Annotated in this window: 2 protein-coding genes; both read right to left on the reverse strand. The window is 60.7% G+C overall.

All coding sequences use genetic code 11. The features are described from left to right. A partial coding sequence (hypB, locus tag NW849_RS14275; RefSeq protein ID WP_414358498.1) for a hydrogenase nickel incorporation protein HypB occupies positions 1–419 on the reverse strand: 419 nt, incomplete at its 3' end. Positions 420–454: 35 nt separating this feature from the next. Further along, positions 455–1,027 (reverse strand): phycobiliprotein lyase, encoded by a 573-nt coding sequence (locus tag NW849_RS14280; protein ID WP_414358500.1) that lies wholly within the window; start codon positions 1,025–1,027, stop codon positions 455–457. Between the last annotated feature and the right edge of the window lie 202 nt (positions 1,028–1,229).

Consider the following 1,229-nt stretch of genomic DNA (forward strand, 5'->3'; position numbering starts at 1 on the left):
TTGGCGTGTTCCCCCACCTCAAACTCCGCCGGGCAGACCAAGTTGCCGACATTTTCCACCAGCAGCAAATCCAGTTGCTGCGGATCCAGTAGCGCTTCCAATTGCCGCAAGCCCCCGGCCACCATGGCCGCATCCAAATGACAGGCCCGCCCTGTGTTGATGGCGATCACCGGGATCCCGTAGCGACGCAGCCGCTCCGCGTCCAGTTGGGTCGTCATGTCCCCCTCGATCACCGCCAGGCGCAGCGAGTCAGCCAGAGCGGCCACGGTTTTCTCCAGCAAAGAGGTCTTACCCGCCCCCGGCGCGCTCATGAGGTTCAGACAGGTCACCCCCCAGGCATCAAAGTGCTCCCGGTTGTGGTCGGCCTGGTGTTGATTGGCGTGGAGCAGGTTAATCCCCAGATCCAAGACTTGGTGCATAGCACAACCCGCGTTGCAGTTGAGGAGAAACAGCTCTAGCTGCGGAAAGGGCTGGATTCGGCCACCGTAGGGGTGGGAGAAGGGCCGGCGGAGAGTTTGCGCACCTCTGAGCAGAAAGAGGCCATGCTGAAGCCGCCGAACCGCTTGACAGTGCTGGCCCGCAGGCGCAAGTTGGGGCTGGCAAACCAAATGCGCTCTTCCGATTCGGTCATCTCATACTGGGTGTAGAGGGTGAGGGCACCATCGGATCCCATGACATAGGTACCGGCCACCGGCACTTTCTCGGCGTAGCCCTGATCCCGCAGCAACTGCCCGCGCATGGGATCGGTCTCATCGGGGATAGGTACCAGCACCACATCTCCCTTGTACTCTTCGTTATCCCACTCCTGCTCGCCATCCCACTGCACCCGCGCTGCTCCCACAGCTCGTCGGGGATCCACCTTGAACAACTCGCAAACCCGTATGACTGCCGGATCGGTTGCCGAAAGCGTTGCAATTTGGACTCTCGACCTCCCCCCCTCAGAGCGGCGAAAAGCCAAATGATGGCTGGTGCGCTGGCACATCCACTCCCCGGCACTGAGGGCAAAAAACTCCATTACGGTCATCATGGCCGACGCGGATCCTCATCGATGGAACAGGGTTCGCCGATCTTAGCTTGCACGGCAACCCTCAATCTTGCCGATCTTGCCGACTTTGGTGCTCGCGCCAAAACTGTTCTGCAAAAGCCACCGTTGGGTGGAGAGGGGCACGGGGTTTGCTGCGCAGGGGCATGTTGGCTTCTTCAGGGGTGCGGTTGCCCTTGCGTTGATT

Source organism: Synechococcus sp. R55.3 (genome assembly GCF_047461975.1).
Lineage (GTDB): Bacteria > Cyanobacteriota > Cyanobacteriia > Thermostichales > Thermostichaceae > Thermostichus.

Excerpts from the sequence above, each read along its gene's own strand:
- NW849_RS14280 (WP_414358500.1), bottom strand. The coding sequence starts at position 1,027 with ATGATGACCGTAATGGAGTTTTTTGCCCTCAGTGCCGGGGAGTGGATG.